This window comes from Pseudomonas trutticola BRTCR10, assembly GCF_056155105.1.
In genome coordinates this window covers 6,333,377-6,351,493 of record NZ_CM149552.1, presented here as the reverse complement: position 1 = coordinate 6,351,493, position 18,117 = coordinate 6,333,377, and the positions used below count along the sequence as shown (strand labels likewise).

Below are 18,117 nucleotides of genomic sequence, written 5' to 3'. Positions count from 1 at the left end.
CATGAGGGCTGGCGTGCTTTATTTTAATGTTTGTCCCGCTCGTTAATGTCGCCGAAAGAGTCAATCGAGAGTGGGCAATACTTCGACTCGTGCCGGTATTCAATCAGGTCGTGGAACACTTCCTGAGGCAGGGGCAAGTCGCTGTATTGTGCCTGGTAGAACTTGTTGTATATGTAATAACTGTCTTCTCGTGCCAGCAGGCTGAACCCTAGCGCCATGTCTCTGAGCTCATTGCTGCTTCTGGCAATTGGCAACAGGTTATCCATTTGCTTTAGCCAGGCGTCGACCGTGAGATTGCTTTCTTCGGTAAAGGGCACGTAATAAATCGGCAGCTTGCAGGTATTGAGCATGAACGAAACACCACCGGTAGATGCATCGGTGATGACCGTGTCGCATTGTGCGTAGAAAGCCGTGCTGCTGGTGCCGGCCTTGTCGATGGTTATCCAGTCATAGGCAGACAGTTCTTCGCACAGAGCCTTTACGGTCGGATGGGAAAGTTCGGCCATGTACGGACGCAGGATGAATTTTGCGTGGGGAATTTGCGATTTGACTGCATTGATGACGGTCTGCAGGTTTTCATACAGTGTCGCCCCGTTCGGGCAGATACCCAGTTGGGTCGGCAGAAGCCCTACGACATAGTCGTCGGAAGTTTTTTTCGAAGGCGGTGATGATTCAAAAATGCCCGGAATCTTCACGGGCAGCGTAGCCACCGGGCTGGTTTTGCGCATGTCCGAACGCAACGCCAGTCCATCGATCAGCATTGTTTTCAGAGCCTTTCTGTCGCGACGGTATGCCTGCATTCCGGCCGTAATCAAATCGAAGCCCGACCGGGAAGAAGCGATGATCGCATCCCAGTAAGAAGTCAGCTCTGCGTAGTAATACTTGTCTTTGGTCGGCATGCCGACATTGCCGTGGCTGATGAAGATGCCAAAATTTGAATCGTCCAGCAGACGCCCGGCATAGGCATCATTTGAAATGACAACCTGCGATTTCAGGCTTGCAATGAAGTCATTGCCAACCTGCTTTACCGGGAAATCGAGGACGGCTTCGACTTCCTCTCGGCTTAAGCCGGTACGATCAGTATTGAGTACGACACAGTTATACTTTTCTCGAAGCGAATTGAGCGCGGGGATCAGATACTCGAGATATGTTTTGCCACCATCCACCACGTTGCTGAGCAAGTAAACGTTTTTCATTATGAAGTTGCGCTTTTAAAGTTTGTTTAAATAAGGTCGATGTCAAGCCGGGTAATAATGCTGGGCAAGGACTTTGTAGTTGTCTGGATTTAAATTGACGACCAGGTAAACGCATGCAAGCCAAGTTTGGCTTGAGTAATGACTACACTGGTTGATTGACGGCTTTGCCCGATAAGCAATAGATATCTTCTCCATGATGTCCAGCCTCCATTTCTACGCTGAAAATGCTCTATGTCTTGACGATGGACGGATAACTAATAAAAAGAGCGTCGCCGTTATATCACATCTCGGTCTATGGCCATCGGCACTCGGATGTTTATTTTTTGCCCCGCCCATTTGCGAGTAGCGCTGTCATTCTCACTGTGTTGCCGGCCGATATTGCAACGCCTCTGCCAAGTGCTCGCGCCGGACGTTTTCTTCCTGCCCTAGGTCGGCCAACGTCCTGGCGACCTTGAGAAGTCGGTGCGCCGAGCGCAGCGACAAGGTCAGTCGTTCACAGGCTGATTCCAGCCAGGTCTCGTCGGTTGTGGATAACTTGCAGTGGCGACGCAGCCCCGGCAGATCAAGAAACGCATTGGCACATCCCTGACGTTTCTGTTGTCGCTCGCGGGCCTCGGCTACCAGCGCGGCGGCACTGGCGCTGTCTTCCCCTGGCTGGACCGCAGGGTTCAGCGCCGTTGCCTCCCGCGCCACCGTCAGGTGTAAGTCGATCCGGTCCAAGAGGGGGCCCGACAGCTTGTTGCGATAACGCTGAACCATGTCCGGCGTGCACGAACACTTGCCACTTGGTTCACCCAGATATCCACAGGGACACGGGTTCATCGCTGCCACCAATTGAAAGCGCGCTGGAAAGCGCACGCCGTCCTTGGCTCGTGCAATCACGATGTGGCCGGACTCCAGCGGTTCGCGCAGCACCTCCAGCACCTTGCGATCAAACTCCGGCAGCTCATCGAGAAACAGCACGCCGTGATGGGCCAGGGTGATTTCGCCGGGTTGCGGTTTCGAACTGCCGCCGACCAGTGCCGGGCCTGATGCCGAGTGGTGTGGCTGGCGAAAAGGACGTTGCGGCCAATGGGTCAACGGCACGCCGCTGGCGACGGATTGAATGGCGGCCACTTCCAGTGCTTCGCATTCGGACAATGGCGGGAGCAGTCCCGGCAATCGACTGGCCAACAATGTCTTGCCCGTTCCCGGCGGCCCGCTGAACAACAGGTTGTGCGCGCCCGCCGCCGCGATCAGCAGCGCACGTTTGGCTGCCATTTGCCCCTGCACTTCGTTGAGATCGGGATAGGGTCTGGCGGCATGAATCAAGCCGTCCGATACATAAGGCTCGACGGGCGTGTGCCCGTTGAAATGTGCCACCGCTTCCAGCAGATGATCCACCGCGTACACCTTCAAACCCGAGGCCAGACATGCTTCCTCGGCATTCGCCCGCGGCACCACCAGCGCCCGTCCGGCCTTGCGCGCCGCCAGTGCTGCCGGCAACACACCGCGCACTGCTCGTACTGCGCCGGACAACGCCAACTCACCCAGACACTCCACATCATCCAGCGTCAGACACGGCACCTGCACACTCGCCGACAGAATCCCCAAGGCAATCGCCAGATCAAACCGCCCGCCGTCCTTGGGCAGATCCGCCGGCGCCAGATTCAAAGTGATCCGCCGCGCCGGAAACTGCAGCCCGGAATTGATGATCGCGCTGCGCACCCGATCCTTGCTCTCCTTCACCGCCGCCTCGGGCAGGCCGACCATGGTCAGCGACGGCAGACCGTTGGCCAGGTGAACTTCGACGGTGACGGCGGGGGCTTCCACGCCAATCTGGGCGCGACTGTGGACGATGGAGAGGGACATGGTCGTTCCTTGAGCTGAATCGGGGAGCCGCTTCCTGCGGGTTTTTGAAGGGTAGTTGGGAGAGCGAATCCAGGCGACACGGATCCGAGGGCAAACCTTCACTGGATGTTGCCAAGGTGCCCTTCCACGTTCAGTAGAGGCGCCACATTAGTTTTCTTCTTCGGGATTTCTTACTTGGCTTCCTCCCCCGGCCAACCAACCATCCGGTTCGAGTTCTTTACCGTAATTGGCCGCTACCTCAATAAAACGACGCTGATTGGCTGAAATACCTCCGGCTAACCGAAGTGCTTCAGCGTGATATCCAACAATCTCTTCTAGCTTTTTCCTTCTCTTTTTGTCTTTCATTGAGGCCTCGTTTTTCGGGTGACAAATGCTTCGCTGGTCACCGTAGTACAAGGAGGAAAGGTCGCGTAATCAGGCGCAGACGCTGATTTTTGTAGGGCCATGCCCTAATAGTTGTAGGACGCCGGCGAAAGGCTTTCGACGGTCTTGTATCTCTGTGTCCTATGCTCCAGTTTGGCCGCTCGATGCAGTCTCTGGAGGCGAAAAATGGACCGCAATGGTATGCGCCCGATTCATCCGGGCGAGGTTCTGAATAAGGAATTCATGGAGCCGTTGGGCATGACCGTCATGGATCTGGCCATGCCCACGAACTGGCCCGAAAGTGAGATCGAAAAGCTTGTGAAATGCCAGCTGAGGATCTGCGCCGACCTGGCAATCAGACTTGCCACTCATCTCAACACTACGCCTGAGTTCTGGATGAATCTCCAATCGACTTACGATTTGCGCAGGGCTCAGATCAGGCATGCGGGTTTATAGCGATTGCAACATCCGTGTAGCCCTTTTCCACCAAGGTCCTGCCTCTGAGCGTTTCGGCTTTTCCCGTTCCACGACCATCAGCGGCACATCCTGCAACCGAATCCACGGCTGGTTATTCCAGTGCAACAAACTCAACGTCATGTCCGGCCAACTGAGCAGGCTCAGGTGTGGACGTTCGTTTGTGGTGGGGTGTTGGGCGTCGCGCAGGGTGGGGATGACCTGGTGGGTGAGCCATTCGCGTAGCGCTCGGTATTCGGGGCAGTAGTGGTAGACGAGGAGGGCGTAGATGCCGGATTCGCTGATCAGCAGGGTGTTTTCGATTTGATTGTGGATCAGGGTTTTGCGGGTCTGGTATTGGTCGGGATCGAGTTTTCGCAGCATGCGTTCGTTGAGGTAGATATGCAGCAGGCGGCTCAGGTCTCGGGCGCAGAACCAGGGTTGGTTCTGGATGAGGAGGGCGTGGAGGGGGAGTTTGTGGCGGGTGAAGATGTAAGGTTTTAGATAAGTCTCTTCTTGATTCATTGAGCAGTTCCTCTTGCTTAAGGGGCTGCCCTCAATCGTCGCCAAACGATTGGGTGGCAGTTGTACGCGGGTTGGCGAACCGGAGCAAAAGGAACCCGGCAGACCCGAAGGTCTCCCACGCACAACCGCCATGAAACGATGTGGCGGTAAATGTAGCCGCCATCATGGTTGTCGTGCGCCTTAAGCTGTCCAGGTCGCCAAACCCGGTGCTGAACATTCAGCATCGGATGAGCTTAGAAACCTGGGCTTTTCGGCGCAATCGGACGGCGGTGGTGCAGGTTGTAGGACGTTGCCGGGATGGTTGAAGGGCTGGAGATCAAAAGATCGCAGCCTTCGGCAGCTCCTACAGGGGGCGCGGATTATTCAGCGGGCGGTGTCAGCTTGGCTTCCATCTCGGCAACCTTGGCTTCTAGGCTTTCGAGGCGGGCTCGTGTGCGGGCCAGTACAACCATCTGACTATCGAACTCTTCACGGCTGACCAGATCGAGTTTGCTGAAGGCACTCTGCAGCAGCATCTTGAACTGGCTTTCGATTTCGGCTTTCGGCAGCGGGGTGTCGCCGCTGAACAGACGGGAGGCGGTGCCACTCAGGGCGTCGAGGAAGTCTTTGGGCGCGAGCATGGTGGATGTCCTGGAAACAATGGCCGGCAGTGTATCACGCAGTGTCTATAGTCAATCTCGTGGTCAGGGATGCACGCTTTTCGCGCAGGCAGACGGACGGCGACGCACCGTTGTTGTGCGTATCCGCTGGGCCTTTTGCGCGGGATGGCTTGCGGCAGCGGCCAAGGGATTGAAATCAGGGGATTTTGGCGAGATGGCAAGGTTTCTGCTTAGTCACCTTCGACCCATGCACTGATGCAGTCGCTGTGACGAATGCAGTGCGGCAGGCGAAGCGGGGAGTTTCGTCTGATGCGGTTAGCTGGCGTCAGCGATGCGTTACAAAGCCAGGCACTGCGCTTAGACTTGAGTCGGGTTTGTTTTCCTGGGGCAAGTCCACCAATTCGGGAGAGAGTTTCATGAAGCTAGTCACTGCCATCATCAAGCCGTTCAAGTTGGACGACGTGCGCGAGTCGCTGTCCGAAATCGGCGTGCAGGGCATTACCGTTACTGAAGTCAAAGGCTTCGGCCGGCAGAAGGGTCACACCGAGCTGTATCGCGGCGCGGAATATGTGGTCGATTTTCTGCCCAAGGTGAAAATCGACGTGGCCATCGACGACAAAGATCTGGATCGGGTTATCGAGGCGATAACCAAGGCGGCCAACACCGGCAAGATCGGTGACGGCAAGATCTTCGTGGTCAATCTGGAACAGGCGATTCGCATCCGTACCGGCGAAACCGATACCGACGCGATTTAAACGCCGCCACAAACCCCAACGCCCCAGGAGAAAACAATATGACTCTGCGTAAATTCGCAGGGCTAGGAGCCCTGTTGTCCATCGTAATGCCAAGCCTTGCTATGGCGGCAGACGAAGTGGCGGCCCCGGTCCTCAATTCCGGCGACACTGCCTGGATGCTCACCTCGACAGCCCTCGTGCTGTTCATGACCATCCCGGGCCTGGCGCTGTTCTACGGCGGCATGGTTCGCTCGAAAAACATTCTTTCCGTGATGATGCAATGCTTCGCCATTACCGGTCTGATCAGCGTCCTGTGGGTCATTTACGGCTACAGCATCGCGTTCGACACCACCGGCATGGAGCAGGGCGTCGTCAACTTCAACTCCTTTGTCGGCGGCTTCGGCAAGGCGTTCCTCGCGGGCATCACGCCAGCCAGCCTGACCGGGCCTGCGGCGTTGTTTCCTGAGGCAGTGTTCGTCACCTTCCAGATGACCTTCGCGATCATCACCCCGGCGTTGATCGTCGGTGCGTTCGCCGAGCGGATGAAGTTCTCCGCGATGCTGATCTTCATGGGCATCTGGTTCACCCTGGTTTACGCACCGATCGCGCACATGGTCTGGTCCGGTAACGGCGGTCTGATGTGGGACTGGGGCGTGCTCGACTTCGCGGGCGGCACCGTGGTGCACATCAACGCCGGTGTTGCCGGTCTGATCTGCTGCCTGGTTCTGGGCAAGCGCAAAGGTTTCCCGACCACCCCGATGGCTCCGCACAATCTGGGTTACACCCTGATGGGCGCGGCGATGCTGTGGGTTGGCTGGTTCGGCTTCAACGCCGGTTCTGCTGCTGCGGCCAACGGCACTGCCGGTATGGCGATGCTGGTTACCCAGATTGCTACCGCTGCTGCTGCACTGGGCTGGATGTTTGCCGAGTGGATCACTCACGGTAAGCCAAGCGCACTGGGCATCGCCTCGGGTGTGGTTGCCGGCCTCGTAGCGATTACTCCGGCTGCCGGTACCGTGGGCCCGATGGGCGCACTGGTGATCGGTCTAGCGGCGGGCGTGGTGTGCTTCTTCTGCGCCACCACCCTCAAACGCAAACTCGGTTATGACGACTCCCTGGACGCGTTCGGCGTGCACGGTATCGGCGGTATCCTCGGCGCGATCCTCACCGGTGTGTTCGCCGCACCGTCGCTGGGTGGCTTCGGCACCGTCACCGACATCGCCGCACAAGTGTGGATTCAGTGCAAAGGCGTCGGCTTCACGGTGATCTACACCGCGATCGTCACCTTCATCATCCTCAAGGTTCTGGATGCTGTGATGGGTCTGCGTGTGACCGAGGAAGAAGAGTCGGTGGGCCTCGATCTGGCACAACACAACGAACGCGGCTACAACTTGTAAGTACGCGCATTGAAAAAATTTGCCCGGCTCGCCGGGCATTTTTTTTGTCTGGAATTTGTCGATCACGATACAGCTGAAAGGATTTTTCGTACGCCTTTGGTCGTGTTTACGACGGGTGTTTTTCTGCGGGCAATGGCTTACATGATTGCAGGAATATTAGGGCCTTTGTTTTTTCCCAGAGCGCGCTAGAATGCGCCCCGAACGTGCGGAGAACTGTATGTGGCAACAGACTCTGATAACCCTGCGGGCACGGCCCCGGGGCTTTCATCTGGTAACGGACGAGTTGATCAAAGGCCTGCCTGAACTCAGGGAGTGCCGGGTCGGTCTGTTGCATTTGTGGCTGCAGCATACCTCGGCGTCGTTGACCATCAACGAGAACGCCGATCCGGCGGTCCGTCGCGACTTCGAACGATTTTTCAATCGTCTGATCCCACAAGGAACAGACGGCTATGAGCATAACGACGAAGGCCTGGACGACCTCCCGGCGCACTTCAAGGCCAGCGTGCTTGGCTGTCAGATCAGTCTGCCGGTTTCGGCAGGCCGTTTGGCACTGGGCACCTGGCAAGGCGTTTATCTGGGCGAGCACCGTGATCATGGCGGTGCTCGAAAAGTCCTCGCCACCTTGCACGGTGAAGGGGCATAAACCGTTGGTCACCAATGGTTACTGATTTTTTAACGGCGACTTTCGACAGTTGCCAAAGCTGGTCTATAACTAATCTGCTTTTCGCAAGTCATGAGGTAGAACATGAGCGACGATGATCTGGAAAACGACGACCTCGAAGTAGGCGACGAAGACGAGGCCGAGGAAGGCCTGGAAGCAGCAGCGGAAGACGTTGCTGACGACGATGGCGGTGACGATACGCCGGCGCCGGCTGCCAAAGGCAAAGCCAAGGCTGCGGTGTCGGTAGACGAGTTGCCGAGCATTGAAGCCAAGAACAAGGAGCGCGACGCCCTGGCCAAGGCCATGGAAGAGTTCCTGTCGCGCGGCGGAAAAGTGCAGGAAGTGGAGGCCAACGTGGTCGCCGATCCTCCGAAGAAGCCGGACAACAAGTACGGTAGCCGCCCTATCTGAGGCCTGCCGCTTGCTTGCTGAAAAAGCCCGCCGTCGCTGCGGGCTTTTTCATGCCTGAAATAACAGGGACGCCCTGTAAGAGAGGCTTGTGTGGCGAGGGGATTTATCCCCGATCGGCTGCGAAGCAGTCGTAAAGTCAGCTTGGGCGGAGTGTCAGGAAAGCACGATGCGCTGCATTTGGGGCTGCTTCGCAGCCCATCGGGGATAAATCCCCTCGCCACATGGTTTCCACACGGATTGTGTCAGGCCCTGGCATTCCAGCGTGCGAGCACCGCTGGCAAATCGGTCAGGTTGCGGATCTCGGCATCCGGCAGACGCTCGGCTTCCCAGACTTTGCCCGCCGGGTTGAACCAGATCGCGCGCATGCCCGCCTGCTGTGCGCCGGCAATGTCATCGCCCGGGTGATCACCGATATGCACGGCGGTTTCGGCGGTGGCGCCACCGCGTTGCAACGCCTCATGAAACAGCCGCGCATCCGGTTTGGCGATGCCGATGTCTTCCGCGCACAACGCAAACTTGAAGTAATCCGCCAGCCCCAACCGGCGCACATCGGCGTTGCCATTGGTGACCACGCCAAGCGAGTAATGATTGGCGAGAATCTCCAGCACCGGCTCAACTTCAGGAAATACTTCGATCTGATGTCGCGCATGCAGAAACACTTCAAAACCCTTGTCTGCCAAGTCGTTGGCTTCGCCATGGGCGTATCCAGCGTCTTCCATCGCATGAAACAACACCCGCCGGCGTAACGCACTGATCCGATGCTTGAGCCCTGGCTCGTTTGCCAATACACGCTCACGAATCGCCCACAGATGCTCCACCGGTACCGCACCCAGATTCGGTGCATGTTCGCTCAACCATTCGCGCAATACGGCTTCGGCGCTGACGATCACCGGGGCGGTGTCCCACAGGGTGTCGTCGAGGTCGAAGGTGATCAACTGGATGCTCATGAATCATCGCCTTTCATGCGTTTGGCCCGTGGGTGGGCACTGTCGTAGACCGCCGCCAGGTGCTGGAAGTCCAGGTGGGTGTAGATCTGCGTGGTCTTGATGTCCGAGTGTCCGAGCAGTTCCTGCACCGCGCGCAGGTCCTGCGAGGATTCCAGCAAATGGCTGGCAAAGGAATGACGCAGCATGTGCGGGTGCAGGTTCTGCCCCAGTTCACGCTCGCCGGCCAGTTTGACCCGCACCTGAATTGCCCGTGGGCCGAGGCGTCGGCCTTGTTGGCTGACGAACACGGCGTCGTCCGCCGGGTTGGTCATGGCCCGCAAAGGCAGCCATTGTTCGAGGGCTTCACGGGCTTTTTTACCGACCGGCAACAGACGGGTTTTGCTGCCCTTGCCGAGTACCTGAACCATGCCATCGGCGAGGTCGAGTTGATCAAGATTGAGTCCGGTCAGTTCGGAAAGGCGCAGGCCGGAGGAATAGAACAACTCCAGAATCGCCTGATCGCGTCGCGCCAGAAAATCATCCTCGACCGCGCCCTCAAGCAGTTGCAGTGCACGGTCGGTGTCGAGTGTTTTTGGCAGGCGACGTTCGCCTTTCGGTGGCGCCAGACCGGTCGCCGGATCGTGGTCGCAGAGGCCTTCGCGATTCAGATAGTGATAGAGCCCGCGCACCGCCGAGAGCAGTCGCGCGAGGCTGCGCGAGGACTGGCCCTGCGCGTGCAGGCGGGCGATCAGACTGCGCAGGCGCTGAATATCCAGCGCGGCCCAGCTGCCGATGTTCTGCTTGATGCACCAGCCGAGGACTTTATCGAGGTCGCGGCGGTAGGCCGACAGCGTGTGCGGCGACACCTGCCGCTCACTGCGCAGGTGTTCGCAGTAAGCGTCCAGTTGTCGTTCCATGCTCAGCGTACCGAGCGCAGGGAGCTGTTGACCCGTGGCAGCACGCGGCCCATGACTTCGGCGATGTAGCTCAGGAACAGTGTGCCGACCGAGCTCTTGTAGTGCTGCGGATCACGGCTGGCAATCGCCAGAATCCCGTGGATGCCTTGATGGCTGACCGCGACCACGGCGGTCGAACCGATCTGCTTGCGCTGTTCTTCGCCGAAGAGGAAATCCAGTTCATGTTCGCGCAGGTTGCCGCTGACGCTTTTGCCTTCGGTGAGCAAACCGCCGATGGCCGTTTGTGCGTCGGCGTGGGTCACCCAGCGACCGACCGGAGCCGGGTTGTCGCCGAGCAGAATCAGGCTGACGAAGGGCACCTGAAAGTCCTGACGCAGGCTGTCTTCAACGCTGATGACCACGTCTTCCAGGCTGGCGGCGTCCATCAGCGAGAGGATCAGGCGGCGGGTCTTGTCGAACAGCCGATCGTTGTCACGGGCGACATCCATCAAATGCGAGAGGCGGTGACGCATCTCGACATTGCGGTCGCGCAGGATGGTCATTTGCCGTTCGACCAGCGATACGGTGTCGCCGCGCTGATGCGGAATACGCAAGGCCGGGAGCAATTCTTCATGTTCGACGAAGAAGTCCGGATGAGCCTCCAGGTACGCGGCAACCGCTGCCGCCTCCAGGCTCTCGGACGCTGATTCGTCGGACTGTCGGGCGGGTACCTGAGGCTTATCGGTCATGGCTTCTGCTCACTCAAAGACGCACTTGTCCTTCGTATACACGCACTGCCGGACCGGTCATCAGCACCGGTTGGCCAGGGCCTGCCCATTCAATGGACAGACGCCCGCCGGGCAAGTCGATCAACAGCGGCGAATCCATCCACCCCTGACTGATTGCTGCGACAGCCGCCGCACAAGCGCCGGTGCCGCAGGCCTGGGTTTCCCCGGCGCCGCGTTCCCACACGCGCAATTGCGCGCGGTTGCGGTCGATGACCTGGAGGAAACCGACATTGACCCGTGCCGGGAAGCGCGGGTGGTGTTCGATCTTCGGCCCCAGCTCATGCACCGGAGCACTGTTGATGTCCTGCACGCGCAACACCGCGTGTGGATTGCCCATCGACACCGCCGCCAGTTCGACCGTGGTGCCGTCGACTTCCAACTGATAGCTTGCGGCCTGCGCCGGTGCTTCGAACGGAATGTCCGCCGGCACCAGGCGCGGGGCGCCCATGTTCACGCCGATCTGGCCGTCGTTACGCACGTCCAGCTCGATGATGCCGCCCTTGGTCTCGACGCGGATCTGGCGCTTGGCGGTCAGACGCTTGTCGAGCACGAAACGTGCGAAGCAGCGCGCACCGTTGCCGCACTGTTCCACTTCGGAACCGTCGGAGTTGAAGATCCGATAACGGAAATCCACGTCCGGGTTGCTCGGCGCCTCGACGATCAGCAACTGGTCGAAGCCGATACCGGTGTGCCGGTCGCCCCATTGCTTGGCGTGCTTTGGCTGAATATGCGCGTGCTGGCTGACCAGGTCGAGAACCATGAAGTCATTGCCCAGGCCGTGCATTTTGGTAAAACGCAGCAGCATGGGTTACTCCGGCAGCAGGCTTTCGCCGGCAAACAGCTCGGCCACGGTTTCGCGGCGGCGCACTTCAAATACCTGATCACCGTCTACCAACACTTCAGCGGCACGGCCACGGGTGTTGTAGTTGGAACTCATCACGAAGCCGTAGGCACCGGCCGAATGAACCGCCAGCAGGTCGCCTTCTTCCAGTGCCAGCTCGCGGTCCTTGGCGAGGAAGTCGCCGGTCTCGCAGATCGGGCCGACCACGTCGTACTTGCGCGCAGCAGTGTCACGCGGTTTGACCGCAGTGACATCCATCCAGGCCTGATACAGCGCCGGGCGGATCAGGTCGTTCATCGCCGCGTCGACGATGGCGAAGTCTTTGTGCTCGGTGTGCTTGAGGTACTCGACCTGCGTCAGCAGTACGCCGGCATTGGCGACGATGAAACGGCCCGGCTCGAACACCAGCGCCAGATCACGACCGTGCAGACGCTCACGCACGGCTTTGATGTAGTCGGCAGCCAGTGGCGGCTCTTCATCGCGATAACGCACACCCAGGCCGCCACCGAGATCGATGTGGCGCAGGTGAATGCCGCAATCGCCCAAGCGATCAACCAGATCGAGCAAGCGATCAAGGGCATCGAGGAACGGCGGCAGGGTGGTCAGTTGCGAACCGATGTGGCAGTCGACACCGACCACTTCCAGGTTCGGCAGATGCGCGGCGCGCACGTACACGTCTTCGGCGTCGGCAATGGCGATGCCGAACTTGTTCTCTTTGAGACCGGTGGAAATGTACGGGTGGGTGCCAGCATCGACATCCGGGTTCACACGCAGCGAAACCGGTGCGCGAACGCCCAGTTCGGCGGCAACCACTTGCAGACGCTCGAGCTCGTCGGTGGATTCGACGTTGAAGCAGTGCACGCCGACTTCCAGCGCACGACGCATGTCGTCTCGGGTCTTGCCGACACCGGAAAACACAATCTTGTCAGGGCTGCCGCCAGCGGCAAGTACGCGCTCCAGCTCACCACGGGAAACGATGTCGAAACCGGCGCCGAGACGGGCCAGGACATTCAGTACACCGAGGTTGGAGTTGGCTTTGACCGCATAGCACACCAGATGCGGCATGCCGGCCAGCGCATCGGCGTAGGCCAGATACTGGGCTTCGATGTGCGCGCGCGAGTAAACATAGGTGGGCGTGCCGAAACGGTCGGCGATGGCGGACAGCGCCACACCTTCCGCGAACAGCTCCCCGCCACGGTAGTTAAAAGCGTCCATGGCGATCCCTTAGTAAACGTCGTGCTTGTGTGCCTTGGAGGCAGGCTGCTTTTGCGAAGACTGGGCTTGCTCGGCCGGGTCCTGATCGTCATCGGGCAGGTACAGCGGGCCTTTTTGACCGCAGGCCGAAACGAGGCAGGCAACCGCGACGAGCGCAGCAAGGGAAGAGATCAGGCGCTTCATGGCGAAATCCTTGAAAATGCGTTAATTGCGCCGGAGTATACCGGCCACCCGGCGGCTTGCCTATGTGATGGCCCACCCGTCCGGCGGGGCTCGTCCGCCAGTACGTAGAACCCTGTGGGAGCGGGCTTGCCCGCGATTGCGGTGGTTCAGTCGACATTGATGTTGAATTTGCCGGCCTCATCGCGGGCAAGCCCGCTCCCACAGGTACGGTGTTTACAGTGCCATAGAGGTGCTTGGTCGTTAATCTTTGCAATCGGCCAGCGGCGTCCGTATCTTTCGGCGCTTGAGCCTGATCAGACATTTTTTGAGGTTGCCGCAATGAGTTTGTCCGAAGCCCGTTTCCACGATCTGGTCGATGAAACCCAGGAAAAACTGGAAGACATCTTTGACGAAAGCGACCTGGATATCGACATGGAGAACTCGGCCGGTGTGCTCACCGTCAAGTTCGAAAACGGCTCGCAGCTGATCTTCAGCCGTCAGGAGCCACTGCGTCAGCTGTGGCTGGCGGCGGTGTCCGGTGGTTTCCACTTCGACTACGACGAAGAGAGCGAACGCTGGATGTGCGACAAGAGCGAAGAGCAGCTAGGCGAAATGCTTGAGCGCATCGTCAAGCAGCAGGCCGGCGCTGATTTCGATTTCGAAGGTCTGTGATTCCGTGACTGACACCGCTCCTGTTCGTCCGCCCAAGCCGCTTTACAGCAACGTCAGCCCGGCCGTGCCTTCGCCGTGCAGCGGCGTGTGCCGACTGGATGAACAGAGGGTTTGCCTCGGTTGTTTCCGGCATGTTGAGGACATTCGCGAATGGCGCTCGGCAGACGACGAGCGGCGGCGGATCATCTGTCAGCAGGCTGCCGCACGAAAATCCCTGACTTGACTTGACCCTGTGGTGAGGGGATTTATCCCCGACAGACTGCACAGCAGTCTCAAAAGCTTGGGGCCGCTGCGCGACCCATCTGGGATAAATCCCCTCGTCACAGGGGGTTCTTGCCAGATCAAAAGTGGGTGGCTTGTATATTTTTTGAGCTGTGATAGTGTCCGAACACGCCTCAACCCACCGAGGCTCGGTGAAAACCCCGTCTTTTTTGGCGGGGTTTTGCTTTTTTTGTGCAGAAGAAAGGAGTCTGCCCGGATCATGACCGCACCTTCCATCACCCTTACCCGTCTGGACGTACAACGTCTGGAGCGCCTGATCGACAGCCTGGATGACTCGCTGCCGGGCGTGATTGCGCTGCAAACCGAACTGGACCGCGCCGATACAGTGGTCGGTCACGATGAAGTCCCCGCCGATGTCGTGACGATGAATTCCCGCGTGCATTGCCGCGAAGAAGGCAGTGGCAAGGATTACCACCTGACGCTGGTCTATCCCAAGGATGCCAACGCCGATGAAGGCAAGATCTCCATTCTGGCGCCGGTCGGCAGCGCGCTGCTGGGCCTGAAGGTCGGTCAACACATCGACTGGCCGGCTCCCGGTGGCAAGACCCTGAAGCTGACCTTGCTGGAAGTCGAATCGCAACCGGCCAACGGTGGTGATTTTCGCGAGTGACCCGCCTCAGACCTGTTCGAGCGCCTCGTTCAGGGCGCGCTCCAGGTCGGCCTTGTAGCGCAGATACAGATTGCTTGAACTTTGCCCGTCACCGAGCAGGCCCGAAAGGTCCAGATCGGTGATGTAGCACCGATAGCGCTCGGTCTCGCGGCGCTGCTCGACGATCTCCCGGGCGACCACGCTGAACAGCTGGTCGCCATGTTCCAGCTCACTGAATTCCCGTTGATTGCAATACAAAGTGACCTGCACTTCCCCCGGTGCGGCTTTGCCGACGATCGCCTGCACGTCGTAGAACGGTTTGTTCACTGGCGTCTGCGGTGCCGGCCGCGCTTCGACCCGTCGCGCCCGTCCCGGCCCCGAAGGTAATAACTGGTAATACAAAGTCTCAAGGCTTGCCGAAGGCGCGGCGTCCATCGGCAGCGACGCTTCGCGTCGATACTGGATCGATTGCAGGAAACGCTGCATGGGCACCAGCAGACTTTGCTCATCGTGATACGGCAAATGCTGCTGCCACAGCGCGTTGAATTCATCCAGCACGTACAGCTCGGCTTGCTGTTCGGTGATCCTGTAGAACACCTGAATGCTTTCCGGCTGGCCCATTGGCAGGATCAGCGCGAGGTCGTGATCCTCCAGCGCCATCGGGTCCAGGTGCAGTGGGCTGTAGCGCGGCTGTTCTTCGCCGAGGTAATCGAGCAATGCCGGCAGTGTCGCGAGGGCGACGTGGTTGACTTGCCCCGGCACCAGTTCCAGAACGTGGTAGTGCTGCTGCACCTGAATCAGGTAGCGGTGATTCAATTCGCTGAGCAGCAGGTTCTGCGCGGTATCGACAATTTCTTCCACGCGACGGGCGATGAACTGCGCACGGTTATGGCAGAAGCAGCGCACCTTCAACGACGGTTGCAACGGCCCGCGCGGCAGATTGTTGAGGTAGTCACGCAGGCAGTCGAGCAGGGCGTGGGGGCCGTCGAAGCGGTTAACCAGCACTTCGTTCCAGCTGTTGAGCGTGACCTGATCGAGGGTCAGCACGAGGTTTTCGCGCACCCCGGCGTAACTCAGCGAATCGGTGCGCTCGGTGGTCATCAGAATATTGAGGTCGCGGTGATGCTTGAGCGGATCGACGCCGACGTTGACCAGCATCAGCACTTCGCTCGGCACGGCTGCGCGCAACAGCGGTTCTTCAGCCACGGTGGGCAAGGGCAGGGCGATGCACTGTTGCAGGCTGCCGAGCAGATTGAACAGTTCGAACTCGCTCAGGTCGCTGGTGCCGGGGTGCAGGGCCAAGCGGGTGCTGCTGTCGATCACGCCGTTGCGATGGCACCAGGTCAGCAGTTCGAGCAATTCGCGGCTGCGCTTGATCGGCGCGAAGTGTTCCCATTCCAGCGCCGTGAGGCTGCCGTTGTACAAGCCCCACTGGGTTTGCCCGGGTTCCTTCTTGTTGCGCGACTGCACCAGGGTCAGGGTGTCTTCAGCCAGATCGGGGGCGATGCCTGGGTTGATGAACTCGACCTTGTCGGCCTTGCGCTCGAACGCGGCATAAAGCCTGCGACCGAGCACATTGAGATCGCGCTTGTTGATCAGGCTGACAGTTTGTTCGGTGCGGGCGAACTGGGTCAGGAAGCGATAGCTGTAATTGAGCTCGCTCACCAGCGCACGACGTTCGGCGCTGACCTGACGGACTTTCCACTGGCTGCGACTGTCGAGCAGCGCCAGTTGTCGCTGATCCCAATGCCATTCGTTGGCCAACCGTTCCAGCAGCGAACGTTGCCAACCCTGGCTGCGACTGCTGCCGGTGAGCTTGCGATTGACCTTCAGGTACAGCGCGCGGCGCACCAGCTCCAGACGTTCCGGCTCGTTGCGCGCGATGAGGTATTCCTCGATGCGCCGGTACACGACCATGTACGGGTCGAGCTCATCAAGATCGAGCTGATTGGCAAACACGGCTTTTTTGAAGCGCAGGCTCAGACACTGCACCTTTGGGTGTTCGCTGGCGTAAACCTCGGTCAGCAGCAGTTTGAGCACTGACTTGTACGGCGACTCGATGCCCTTGAACAGCTGCCACAGTCCGGCACCGATGAATTCTCCCGGCGGAATCGTCGCCAGATGGCCGAGATCCAGGGTTTCGTCGGCGCGGATGAAGCGCTTCGACAGCAGCGTGTGGGTGTAAAGGTCGTAGGCGTTTTCTTCGTAGACCGGCACCAGCCACCAGATCGGTGTGCGCCCGGCCAGCCAGATCGCGGTGCGGTAGAACTCGTCCAGCAGTAGATAGTGCTGAGTGGTGCCGCAGTTTTCCGAGCTGAGTTGGGTGTCGCGTTCGCCTTTGACGAAGCGCACCGGGTCTATCAGAAAGAAATGCGCCTCGGCGCCCTGACTCGCGGCCCAGGTTTCCAGTAGCTGGCATTTCTTGCTCAGCTCGGCCAGTTCGCTTTCAGTCAGGTCCGGCGCATGACAGACCCACACGTCCATGTCGCTCTGATCGGCCTGGGCCAGGGTGCCGAGGCTGCCCATCAGGAACAGCCCGTGAATCGCTCGCGGCGGATTGCTGCCGTGGCGCGGCTTGTAGGAAAAGGAACGGGTCAGGCGCTGGGCTTCAGCGAGGGCGCTGGCATCCGGCTCGTAATTCGACAGGCCGGCCGGCGTGCTGCCCGAGACATAGCCTGGCAGCAGCGGATGATTGACGTGGAAGAACAGCGGCAGCAGCGTCAAAACGCCTTGCTGGCGTGTCGACAGCCCCTCCATTGCACGGCCCAGGCGACCTTCGTTGAGTTTGAGAAAACGTGCGCGCAACTGGCTGAGGACCTTGCGGTCGATTCCCTCGTCCAGATCGGGGCGGATTTCATGGGTGCGCGTCATGTCAGCTCAAACCGGCTCGCAGGCTCGGACGTAGAGGGTCTCGGAATGTGGGGGAGTTTAGCCTTTGCGCAATGGGACTTTTAAGCTGAATTTGTTTTTTGACGTCAGATTTTTATCGCGGGGTGACTTGGTGGGCCCGCGGAAATCCCGTGGCAGGAGTTCCCGTGGGCAAAGTCAGGGGGATCAGGCGGTTTCTTGCTCTCTCAGAATGGTCAGCACGGTTTGCACATTTTGCGCGGCGTCACGGCCCAGGCTGGTCAGATAACCGCCATCGGGCTGGTCGGTGAGTTCTTTTTCAAAGAGGCGTTGGGCAGCAGCGATGTGCTTCGGGGCAGCGGTCTGATGAATTTTCAAACCTTCCTGGGAACTGTCCAGGTTGAAGAGTGCGAGGACTTCCAGTTCGGCAACCAGCTCAGGGGTAAGCGACATAAGGACTCCAGACTTTCTAGGAATTGGACGACAGCGTCCCTAAGGTGAACCCGCTTTTGCGGCGTGTCCAGTGCTCAGATCAGGGATTTTGTCTTGAGGCGGATTCCAGTGTAGTCGGGGTCAGTGAGATGGCTGGCCGGATACGTAACAAACCTTGTGGGAGCGAGCCCGCTCGCGAATACGGTGTGTCATTGAGCGTGTTTTTTCTGATGCACCGCATTCGCGAGCAGGCTCGCTCCCACAGGGGATTGTGTTG

The 18,117-nt window shown here is 59.1% G+C and carries 21 protein-coding genes; 8 read left to right on the top strand and 13 right to left on the bottom strand.

Features of this window, described 5'->3' with window-relative positions; genetic code table 11:
* Nucleotides 1-23 precede the first annotated feature (23 nt).
* From ACVVH8_RS28940 to ACVVH8_RS28930, 3 genes are all read right to left on the bottom strand, one after another.
* Entirely contained in the window at nt 24-1,196 is a 1,173-nt protein-coding gene (locus ACVVH8_RS28940; RefSeq protein WP_475227601.1) for a hypothetical protein, read from the bottom strand.
* Nucleotides 1,197-1,553: 357 nt separating this feature from the next.
* The gene (locus tag ACVVH8_RS28935) at nt 1,554-3,047 is read right to left on the bottom strand and encodes a YifB family Mg chelatase-like AAA ATPase (protein WP_475227598.1); all 1,494 of its coding nucleotides are present in this window, start codon (nt 3,045-3,047) and stop codon (nt 1,554-1,556) included.
* A gap of 147 nt (nt 3,048-3,194) precedes the next feature.
* On the bottom strand, nt 3,195-3,392 hold the full coding sequence (locus ACVVH8_RS28930) for a protein-tyrosine phosphatase family protein (RefSeq protein ID WP_401301115.1): 198 nt from the start codon (nt 3,390-3,392) through the stop codon (nt 3,195-3,197).
* Nucleotides 3,393-3,596: 204 nt separating this feature from the next.
* On the opposite strand from ACVVH8_RS28930, the gene ACVVH8_RS28925 reads away from it, so the two are divergent.
* Nucleotides 3,597-3,866 carry a HigA family addiction module antitoxin gene (locus ACVVH8_RS28925; protein ID WP_475227596.1) on the top strand — a complete coding sequence of 90 codons (270 nt, stop codon included), beginning with the start codon at nt 3,597-3,599 and terminating at the stop codon, nt 3,864-3,866.
* Here ACVVH8_RS28925 and ACVVH8_RS28920 read toward each other — a convergent pair.
* The gene (locus ACVVH8_RS28920) at nt 3,861-4,388 is read right to left on the bottom strand and encodes a BRO-N domain-containing protein (RefSeq protein WP_475227594.1); all 528 of its coding nucleotides are present in this window, start codon (nt 4,386-4,388) and stop codon (nt 3,861-3,863) included. The two genes, ACVVH8_RS28925 and ACVVH8_RS28920, sit on opposite strands and share 6 nt — an antisense overlap.
* A 359-nt stretch (nt 4,389-4,747) precedes the next feature.
* Nucleotides 4,748-5,008: an accessory factor UbiK family protein gene (locus ACVVH8_RS28915; protein ID WP_007920416.1), complete on the bottom strand. Its 261-nt coding sequence runs from the start codon at nt 5,006-5,008 to the stop codon at nt 4,748-4,750.
* 395 nt (nt 5,009-5,403) lie between these two features.
* Between ACVVH8_RS28915 and glnK the strand changes: the two genes are divergently transcribed.
* The 4 genes from glnK to sutA all read left to right on the top strand — a co-directional run bounded on the left by glnK (nt 5,404) and on the right by sutA (nt 8,190).
* Nucleotides 5,404-5,742 carry a P-II family nitrogen regulator gene (glnK, locus tag ACVVH8_RS28910; protein WP_002555808.1) on the top strand — a complete coding sequence of 113 codons (339 nt, stop codon included), beginning with the start codon at nt 5,404-5,406 and terminating at the stop codon, nt 5,740-5,742.
* 38 nt (nt 5,743-5,780) lie between these two features.
* The gene (locus ACVVH8_RS28905) at nt 5,781-7,118 is read left to right on the top strand and encodes an ammonium transporter (RefSeq protein WP_103302560.1); all 1,338 of its coding nucleotides are present in this window, start codon (nt 5,781-5,783) and stop codon (nt 7,116-7,118) included.
* Between the two features lie 217 nt (nt 7,119-7,335).
* Nucleotides 7,336-7,761: a secondary thiamine-phosphate synthase enzyme YjbQ gene (locus ACVVH8_RS28900; protein WP_102901435.1), complete on the top strand. Its 426-nt coding sequence runs from the start codon at nt 7,336-7,338 to the stop codon at nt 7,759-7,761.
* 102 nt (nt 7,762-7,863) lie between these two features.
* Complete coding sequence (gene sutA / locus ACVVH8_RS28895; protein ID WP_007920420.1) at nt 7,864-8,190, top strand: transcriptional regulator SutA; 327 nt, start codon at nt 7,864-7,866, stop codon at nt 8,188-8,190.
* Between the two features lie 242 nt (nt 8,191-8,432).
* Here the strand turns inward: sutA and ACVVH8_RS28890 are convergent, their stop codons facing one another.
* The 6 genes from ACVVH8_RS28890 to lptM are packed head-to-tail and all read right to left on the bottom strand — an operon-like array spanning nt 8,433 to nt 13,039.
* The gene (locus ACVVH8_RS28890) at nt 8,433-9,137 is read right to left on the bottom strand and encodes an HAD family hydrolase (RefSeq protein WP_475227591.1); all 705 of its coding nucleotides are present in this window, start codon (nt 9,135-9,137) and stop codon (nt 8,433-8,435) included.
* Nucleotides 9,134-10,033 (bottom strand): tyrosine recombinase XerC, encoded by a 900-nt coding sequence (gene xerC, locus ACVVH8_RS28885; RefSeq protein ID WP_039757393.1) that lies wholly within the window; start codon nt 10,031-10,033, stop codon nt 9,134-9,136. The genes ACVVH8_RS28890 and xerC overlap by 4 nt, the downstream gene beginning before the upstream one ends.
* Nucleotides 10,034-10,035: 2 nt before the next feature.
* On the bottom strand, nt 10,036-10,761 hold the full coding sequence (locus ACVVH8_RS28880) for a DUF484 family protein (RefSeq protein ID WP_103302558.1): 726 nt from the start codon (nt 10,759-10,761) through the stop codon (nt 10,036-10,038).
* 13 nt (nt 10,762-10,774) lie between these two features.
* Entirely contained in the window at nt 10,775-11,605 is an 831-nt protein-coding gene (gene dapF / locus ACVVH8_RS28875) for a diaminopimelate epimerase (RefSeq protein ID WP_103302557.1), read from the bottom strand.
* A gap of 3 nt (nt 11,606-11,608) precedes the next feature.
* Entirely contained in the window at nt 11,609-12,856 is a 1,248-nt protein-coding gene (gene lysA / locus ACVVH8_RS28870) for a diaminopimelate decarboxylase (protein WP_103302556.1), read from the bottom strand.
* Between the two features lie 9 nt (nt 12,857-12,865).
* Entirely contained in the window at nt 12,866-13,039 is a 174-nt protein-coding gene (gene lptM / locus ACVVH8_RS28865) for an LPS translocon maturation chaperone LptM (protein WP_042561715.1), read from the bottom strand.
* A 318-nt stretch (nt 13,040-13,357) separates the two neighbouring features.
* On the opposite strand from lptM, the gene cyaY reads away from it, so the two are divergent.
* The 3 genes from cyaY to rnk all read left to right on the top strand — a co-directional run bounded on the left by cyaY (nt 13,358) and on the right by rnk (nt 14,582).
* Nucleotides 13,358-13,690 (top strand): iron donor protein CyaY, encoded by a 333-nt coding sequence (gene cyaY / locus ACVVH8_RS28860; protein ID WP_008084571.1) that lies wholly within the window; start codon nt 13,358-13,360, stop codon nt 13,688-13,690.
* 4 nt (nt 13,691-13,694) lie between these two features.
* Nucleotides 13,695-13,913: a DUF1289 domain-containing protein gene (locus ACVVH8_RS28855; protein ID WP_475227589.1), complete on the top strand. Its 219-nt coding sequence runs from the start codon at nt 13,695-13,697 to the stop codon at nt 13,911-13,913.
* 258 nt (nt 13,914-14,171) lie between these two features.
* The gene (gene rnk, locus ACVVH8_RS28850; RefSeq protein ID WP_103302553.1) at nt 14,172-14,582 is read left to right on the top strand and encodes a nucleoside diphosphate kinase regulator; all 411 of its coding nucleotides are present in this window, start codon (nt 14,172-14,174) and stop codon (nt 14,580-14,582) included.
* A gap of 6 nt (nt 14,583-14,588) precedes the next feature.
* Here rnk and ACVVH8_RS28845 read toward each other — a convergent pair whose 3' ends face one another.
* A complete protein-coding gene (locus ACVVH8_RS28845; RefSeq protein WP_475227587.1) occupies nt 14,589-17,432 on the bottom strand; it encodes a class I adenylate cyclase in 2,844 nt (947 codons plus the stop codon).
* 183 nt (nt 17,433-17,615) lie between these two features.
* The gene (locus tag ACVVH8_RS28840) at nt 17,616-17,861 is read right to left on the bottom strand and encodes a TIGR02647 family protein (RefSeq protein WP_039757399.1); all 246 of its coding nucleotides are present in this window, start codon (nt 17,859-17,861) and stop codon (nt 17,616-17,618) included.
* Between the last annotated feature and the right edge of the window lie 256 nt (nt 17,862-18,117).